At 61.0% G+C, this 7,092-nt stretch carries 4 protein-coding genes; 3 read left to right on the top strand and 1 reads right to left on the bottom strand.

Annotation, left to right across the window (positions count from 1 at the left end):
- A partial coding sequence (locus tag KGA85_RS05570) for a retention module-containing protein (protein ID WP_223542965.1) occupies window positions 1-1,564 on the bottom strand: 1,564 nt, incomplete at its 3' end.
- A 588-nt stretch (window positions 1,565-2,152) separates the two neighbouring features.
- On the opposite strand from KGA85_RS05570, the gene KGA85_RS05565 reads away from it, so the two are divergent.
- The 3 genes from KGA85_RS05565 to KGA85_RS05555 are packed head-to-tail and all read left to right on the top strand — an operon-like array spanning window position 2,153 to window position 7,052.
- Complete coding sequence (locus tag KGA85_RS05565) at window positions 2,153-3,511, top strand: TolC family outer membrane protein (protein ID WP_223458078.1); 1,359 nt, start codon at window positions 2,153-2,155, stop codon at window positions 3,509-3,511.
- Window positions 3,512-3,527: 16 nt separating this feature from the next.
- Entirely contained in the window at window positions 3,528-5,687 is a 2,160-nt protein-coding gene (locus KGA85_RS05560; RefSeq protein WP_223458076.1) for a type I secretion system permease/ATPase, read from the top strand.
- Window positions 5,688-5,696: 9 nt separating this feature from the next.
- Window positions 5,697-7,052, top strand: coding sequence for an HlyD family type I secretion periplasmic adaptor subunit (locus KGA85_RS05555; protein ID WP_223533551.1), 1,356 nt, complete (start codon window positions 5,697-5,699; stop codon window positions 7,050-7,052).
- The last annotated feature ends 40 nt before the right edge of the window (window positions 7,053-7,092 follow it).

Genomic DNA, 7,092 nt, shown 5'->3' with positions numbered 1-7,092 from the left:
TGATGGTCAGGGTGCTGCCCAACGGCGTGGTGATCGATTGCGGGAAGCCGGCGGCTACACCGCCAATGACCACGGCGATGCCGCCGACGCTCAGGGTCGTGACGCCATCGAGGGCGGCGACGGTGAAGGTGCCGCTCAGAGTCAGCACCGTGGCATCCGGTGCGCTGCCGTCGCTGAGATTTTTCTCGAAGACGGCCAACTCGCCGCCCCCAACATTCAAACCGCCAATCGTGTCCGGATCATCGTTGTTGTGGATCTGTAGCACCAAATTGGCGGTGCTGCTGTCGCCATCAGCGTCTGTCAGTGTATAGGTGAAGGTTTCAGTGCCGTCGCCACCACCGTGCAACGCCTTGAAGTCGGCATCGCTGGTGTTCAGCGTGTAGGTGTAAGTGCCGTTGGCGTTGAGCACCAGGGTGCCGTAAGTGCCGGTGAAGGTGCCCGGGGTGATCGGGCCGGTGTTTTCGCCGAGCGTCACGCGGTCGGCGCCTTGCACGTCGTTGCTCAGTACATTGCCGTTGAGGGTCAGCAGGGTTTCCGAGGCGGTGCCATTGTTGTCATCGACTGCTTTGGGCACGTCGTCGGTGATGCTGATATCCAGCGTACCGGTAATGCTGTCGCCATTGCTGTCGCTGGCCACCACGGTGACGTGTTCGACAAGACTATTGGCACCCTCGCCGCTTGCGTGAGATTCGGCACGGTTGAGGGTGTAGCTGTAACTGACCACGCCCGTGGCCGGGTTGTAACTGGTAACGGTCAGCGTGCTGCCCAGCGGGGAGATGATCGACTGCGGGAAACCTGCCGCCACGCCGCCGCTGATCAAGTTGATCCCGCCGATGCTGAGGCTGCTCAGCCCGTCGGGCGCATTGATGGTGAAGGTGCCGCTTCGCGTCAGCGAGTCTGCGTTCCTCGCTGAACCGTCGGCCAGGTTGGCTTCATTGACGGTCCGCTCGCCGTTCTGCTCCGACAGGCCGTCGAAGGTGACCGGATTGTTCGGCACTTCCGGAACCACCGGCGGCACCACAGGAGCATCGGCCGCTATAGCGTTGTCCGGATTAGCGTTCAGGCGTTCTTCTGGAAGTTCGGGAATGCCATTGAACCCGGCAGTGGGGAAGCCGATGATCGGATCGACTCGCCCGCCCACTTCTTCGAGCAGGACGAAACCATGGCCACTGCCCTGGACGCCGCCCGGCACACCGGCAGTCGTGGCAGGCCCGGCAGCGGTGGCTTCAGCGGTTTGGGTCGGGTCGTCGCCCGCCGCAATGGCTTTTTGCAGCTGTGCGACATCCGTCAGCTGCGCTTCGCTCGGCGTCAGCGCTTCAGGTGAGTCCACATGGGGAATCTGATTGGCGAGCAGCTGCGGTGTCATCTGCATGCTGCTGCCGCGCCCGAGGGTCAGTTCCTGGCCATTTTGCAGATGCACCGCCACCGCGCCTTCAACACCAGTGCTCAGTTGGTCGCCGGCGAACAGCCGGTCCCCTTCGACCAAAGCACGCCGGGAGCCGTCGCTCGCAACCGCGAACACCTGACCGATGACCTTACTGACGATACCGATGAGCGTAGCCATGTGCACTTCCTCCGCTGCCAACCGCTGTCGGCAGCTTGTTTGTGCGAAGAACGTGCTCATGGCTCAAGCGGGTTGTCTGGCGGATCGTGCTGCGGGTACCGGTTTACTTGAGTAAGCCGTGGCCCCGGCAACGATCTCGCCCAGCCAGTCGCTCACGGCGCTGTTTACGATTTCGGGAAAAACCCTCTGCAATCAATGGCATCGGATCCCTGTACGCAACAACGTTGCCTGTGAGCGGTGCGTAACGATCTTGAATCACCAAAGTGACAAAAAACCGTCACCATCAGATCGCTCGCATCCCTCCCCTCCAGCACTTCTCCGCTCTTTGTCGATAAGTGGATTGGAACTTTCCTCAAACCCCGATGAGCACCCTAGAGCTCGTAAAACAAGGGCTTTCGAATTGAACAATGTGCTGGATTTTGCAGAGCGCATAAGTTTTTTTTGGCATACCGGTTATGAAAAAAATTTCTTAGCTACGCTCCAGAATGTTCTTAGCTCTTTTGTTAAAGATGTGAAACAACTCCACCTATAAATATCGTCAAATAATTGGCGACTGATAAGCACCACCAGGAATCAGGGAGATGTACCATGCGCCTATTAACCCCCCTCTGCAGCGCGGTTCTTTTGGCCATGGCCTGCTCGTCCCAGGCTCAGGCCATGACGCTGACCGACGCAATCCAGAGCACCATCGCGACCCACCCGGAACTGGCATCACGGGTAGACAGCCGTCTGTCGGCGGATGAGGACGTGAAGGTCGCCAAAGGGGGCTTTTATCCATCGGTTGATCTGAACGCAGCCTACGGGCGCGGGTACAGCGATAACACCAATACCCGGGCGTTCGGCAATCACCACACCGAAACTCTCAACTACACCCAGTCGGAATTGCGCCTGCGGCAAATGCTCTTTGACGGGTTCAACACTGCCAATGAAGTCGGGCGCACCGAGGGCGTGGTCAACTCACGAGCCTATTACGCTCAGGGTACGGCTCAGGATCTGGCCCTGCGCACCACCGAGGTTTACCTAGAAGTGCTCAAGCGCCGCGAACTGGTGACACTGGCCAAGAACAACCTGCAAGCGCACTTGCGGGTCAACGACCAGATCGGCCTGCGCACCCAGCGCGGCGTGGGCAGCAACGCCGATGCCGACCAATCCGCGGCTCGCCGGGCACTGGCAGAAAACAACCTCGACACCGCCGAAGTCGATCTGGCTGACGCCGAGTCGAACTTCTACGCCGTTGTGGGGCGCATGCCCGATGAACTCGAAACCCCGCCGTCGATTCGCGGCGAAGTCCCCACCTCCCTCCCTGAAGCCCAGCAGAGCATGGTGGAAAACAACCCTTACCTGAAATCCGCCCAGGCCGACGTGCAATCGGCCGAAAGCCAGTACGAAGTCGCCAAGTCGCCGTTCTACCCACGCTTCGACGCCGAGGCCGCTGTGGGTGCGAACAACAACGTGCAGGGTGATGTAGGCCACGACAATGAATGGCGGGTCGGTGTGATAATGAACTACAACCTGTTCCGCGGCGGCAGCGACAAGGCGCGTCTGGCCTCTGACTCGCACAAGATCAACCAGGCCATGGACATCCGTAACAATGCCCTGCGCCAGCTCAACGAGAATATTCACCTGGCCTGGAACGCCATGGTCAATGCCAAGAAACAAACCCCGACCGCCCGTGAATACGCCGACACCAGCAAACGCGTACGCATCGCCTACCAGGATCAGTTCGGCCTCGGTCAACGGACCCTGCTGGACCTGCTCGACAGTGAAAACGAACTCTACAACGCCAACCGTCGCTACACCGAAGTGCGCTACACCGAAGAGTTTTCGATGTACCGAGTCCTGGCGAACATGGGCCAGTTGTTGAGCAAACAACGGGTCGTACTGCCCGCCGATGCAATCGCCCAGACCGAAGTGAAAAACGAAGCGCGTCTGCCTGATATGAAGTAGTGCCCGGGAGGGTTCAATGACCAGCATGGAACCTGGCAACACCGGTGTCGATCCGCGACTGAGCTTCGATGACCCGCTTCTGGACGGTCTGCTGATCCTCTGCAAACTCCACGGCGCGGCGGTCAGCCGCGCCAGCCTGAGTGCCGGGCTGCCCATGGCACACCAACGCCTGAGCCTGGACCTGCTGCCCCGTGCAGCGGCCCGGGCCGGTTTGCAGGCGCGCTTGCTGCGCCGTGACCTCAAAGACATCTCCGCGCTCAACCTGCCCGTGCTGCTGTTGCTCAACAACGGCCGCACGGCCGTCCTGCGCCGTTATGGCGAAGACGGCAAGGTGCTGATCCTGCCCAGCGAAGCCGACGGCGGCGAACAATGGCTCAGCCCCGAGGAGCTGGCCGAACACTACAGTGGCCAGGCGTTGTTTGCCCGGCCACGCCACGAACTCGAAGACTTGCGTTCGCCGCTGGTGCCACGGGTCCAGGCCTGGTTTCGCGATACGCTGAAGCTGTCGAAATGGCTCTACAGCGATGCGATCCTCGCGAGTTTCCTGATCAACCTGCTGGGACTGATGGTACCGCTGTTCGTGATGCAGACCTACGACCGCGTGGTGCCGAACCAGGCCACCTCGACCTTGTGGGTGCTGGCGATCGGACTGCTGATCGGCACCGTGTTCGAACTGGTGCTGCGGGTCGTGCGTGCGCATTTGCTGGATACCGCCGGCAAGAAAACCGATGTGATCCTGTCGGCCACCCTGTTCGAGCGCATCACCGGCATGGCGATGAAAGCGCGGCCGGCGACCATCGGTGGCTTCGCCCAAAGCATTCATGACTTCCAGGGCCTGCGGGAGTTTCTCACCGCCGTGACCCTCACCAGCCTGATCGACCTGCCCTTCTGCCTGCTGATGCTGCTGGTGATCGGCCTGCTCGGTGGCTGGCTGGTGGTGATCCCGATACTGGCATTTCCCATCACCATCCTCTTCGCCATGGTGATCCAGGTGCGCCTGCGCGACACCGTGCAGAAAAGCCTCAGCCTCGGCGCCGAACGTCAGGCACTGCTGATCGAAACCCTCAGCGGCCTGGAAACCCTCAAGGCCTGCAGCGCCGAAAGCGAACGCCAGCACAAATGGGAAAGCACCCACGGCGCCCTCACCCGCCTCGACAGCCACGCACGCAACCTCTCGGCCCTGGCCACCAACGGCACGCTGTTCATCCAGCAACTGTCCGGCATGGCAACCATCGTCGCCGGGGTCTATAGCATCATCGCAGGCAACCTCAGCGTCGGCGCCCTGGTGGCCAGCTACATGCTCGGCAGTCGGGTGCTGGCGCCACTGGGACAGATCGCCGGCCTGATCACCCGCTACCAGCAAGCGCAACTGACCATGAAAAGCACCGATGCGCTGATGGGCCTGCCCCAGGAGCGCGACGCCAGACAACGGCCGCTGGAGCGCACCCAACTGCAAGGCGCGCTGGATGTTGTCGGAGTGACCTTTCACTACAACGGCCAGAGCTCTCCCGCCCTGGCCAATGCCAGCTTCAGTGTGAAACCCGGTGAGCGCATCGGCATCATCGGCCGCAGTGGCTCAGGCAAAAGCACCCTGGCGCGACTGGTGATGGGGTTCTATGAACCGGATGAAGGCCAGTTGCTGCTCGATGGCCTGGACCTGCGGCAACTGGACGTCGCCGACCTGCGCCATCAAATCGGCTATGTCGCCCACGACCTGCCGCTGCTGGCCGGCAGCCTGCGCGACAACCTGACTCTGGGCGCGCGCTATATCAGCGACTCTCGCATGCTCGAAGTGGCGGAAATGACCGGCGTCACCGAACTGGCCCGGCAACACCCGCAAGGCTTCGACCGGCCCGTGGGCGAACGTGGGCAACTGCTGTCCGGCGGCCAGCGCCAGGCAGTATTGATGGCCCGGGCGATGTTGCTCGACCCGCCGATCATGCTGCTCGACGAACCCACCAGCGCCATGGACAACAGCAGCGAAGACGTCCTGCGGCAAAAACTTCACGGCTGGGTCGAGGGCAAAACCATCCTGCTGGTGACCCACCGCACCTCGATGCTGAGCCTGGTGGACCGGTTGGTGGTGCTGGACAACGGACGGATCGTCGCCGACGGTCCGAAAGAAGCGGTCATCGATGCACTGCGCAAGGGCCGTGTCGGCTCTGCGGCCGTCTAGGAGTCGTCCATGTCTGCCGATCAAGGATCCCGTGGCTACTTCGACAGTTTCAACAAAAGTGCCGAAACCGAGTTCATGCCGGAAACCGCCGGCGCCTCCTTGCAGGACTCACCGCGCTGGTCGCGAATCACCGTGTGGCTGGCCGCCGCGCTGGTGGTCAGCGCACTGGTCTGGGCCAAATTCGCCGTGTTGCAGGAAGTGACCATGGGCGAAGGCAAGGCGATTCCGTCGAGCAAGGTCCAGGTGATCCAGAACCTGGAGGGCGGCATCGTTACTGAAATTTTCGTCCGTGAAGGGCAAATGGTGAACAAGGGCGACACTTTGCTGCGCCTGGATGACACCCGCTATCTGTCGAACAAGGGCGAAAGCGAAGCCGATCGCTATGCCTTGACCGCGCAGGTCGAACGGCTTTCGGCCGAAGCCGAAGGCCGGCCGTTCAAGCTGTCAGAAGAAGTGATCGCCAAGGCTCCGCAAGTGGCTGAAGACGAGCGCTCGCTGTACGAACAGCGGCAACGCCGACTCGCCAGCGAGCAGCGCACGCTGTCCGAGCAACTTCGGCAAAAAACCCAGGAGTTGGCAGAGTTCCGCTCGAAACAGGGGCAGTTCAGCGCCAGCCTGGCGCTGCTGCAACAAGAGATGAACATGTCCACGCCGCTGGTGGGCACCGGTGCGGTGTCGCCGGTGGAAATCCTGCGGCTCAAACGCAGCGCGGTGGAGATTCGCGGCTCATTGAACGCTACGACCCTGGCGATTCCCCGGGCCGAATCGGCGATCAACGAGATCAAAAGCAAGATTGATGAATCGGAACAGACCTTTCGCTCGGAAGCGGCAAAAGAGCTGAACGAGAAACGCACCGACCTGTCGAAAATCACGGCCTCGAGCATTGCCATCGACGACCGCGTGACCCGTACCACCGTGGTCTCGCCGGTGCACGGCATCATCAAGGTGTTGAAGGTCAACACCATCGGCGGCGTGGTCCAGCCCGGCAGTGACATGGTGGAAATCGTGCCGCTGGAAGACAACCTGCTGATCGAAGCCAAGGTCCGTCCACAGGACGTTGCATTCCTGCATCCGGGCCAGAAAGCCATGGTCAAGTTCAGTGCCTACGACTACACCATTTACGGCGGCCTGAGCGCCAAACTGGAGTTGATCGGCGCCGACACCATCACCGACGACAAGGGCAACAGCTTCTATCTGATTCAGGTGCGTACCGACAAAAACCATTTGGGCGGGGACGTCAAACCGCTGCTGATCATTCCGGGGATGGTGGCGACGGTGGACATTATTACCGGGGAGAAAACGGTGCTGGATTACTTGCTTAAACCGGTATTGAAAGCGCGGACCGAGGCGATGCGGGAGCGGTAGTCACTATTCAAGATCTTCTGTGATTGTTCCACCGCCATCG

This window comes from Pseudomonas sp. GL-B-12, assembly GCF_019955895.1.
In the GTDB taxonomy this organism is placed as follows: Bacteria; Pseudomonadota; Gammaproteobacteria; order Pseudomonadales; family Pseudomonadaceae; genus Aquipseudomonas.
This window is presented reverse-complemented; position numbering and strand designations above follow the sequence as displayed.

Excerpts from the sequence above, each read along its gene's own strand:
- KGA85_RS05565 (WP_223458078.1), top strand. The coding sequence starts at position 2,153 with ATGCGCCTATTAACCCCCCTCTGCAGCGCGGTTCTTTTGGCCATGGCC.
- KGA85_RS05560 (WP_223458076.1), top strand. The coding sequence starts at position 3,528 with ATGACCAGCATGGAACCTGGCAACACCGGTGTCGATCCGCGACTGAGC.
- KGA85_RS05555 (WP_223533551.1), top strand. The coding sequence starts at position 5,697 with ATGTCTGCCGATCAAGGATCCCGTGGCTACTTCGACAGTTTCAACAAA.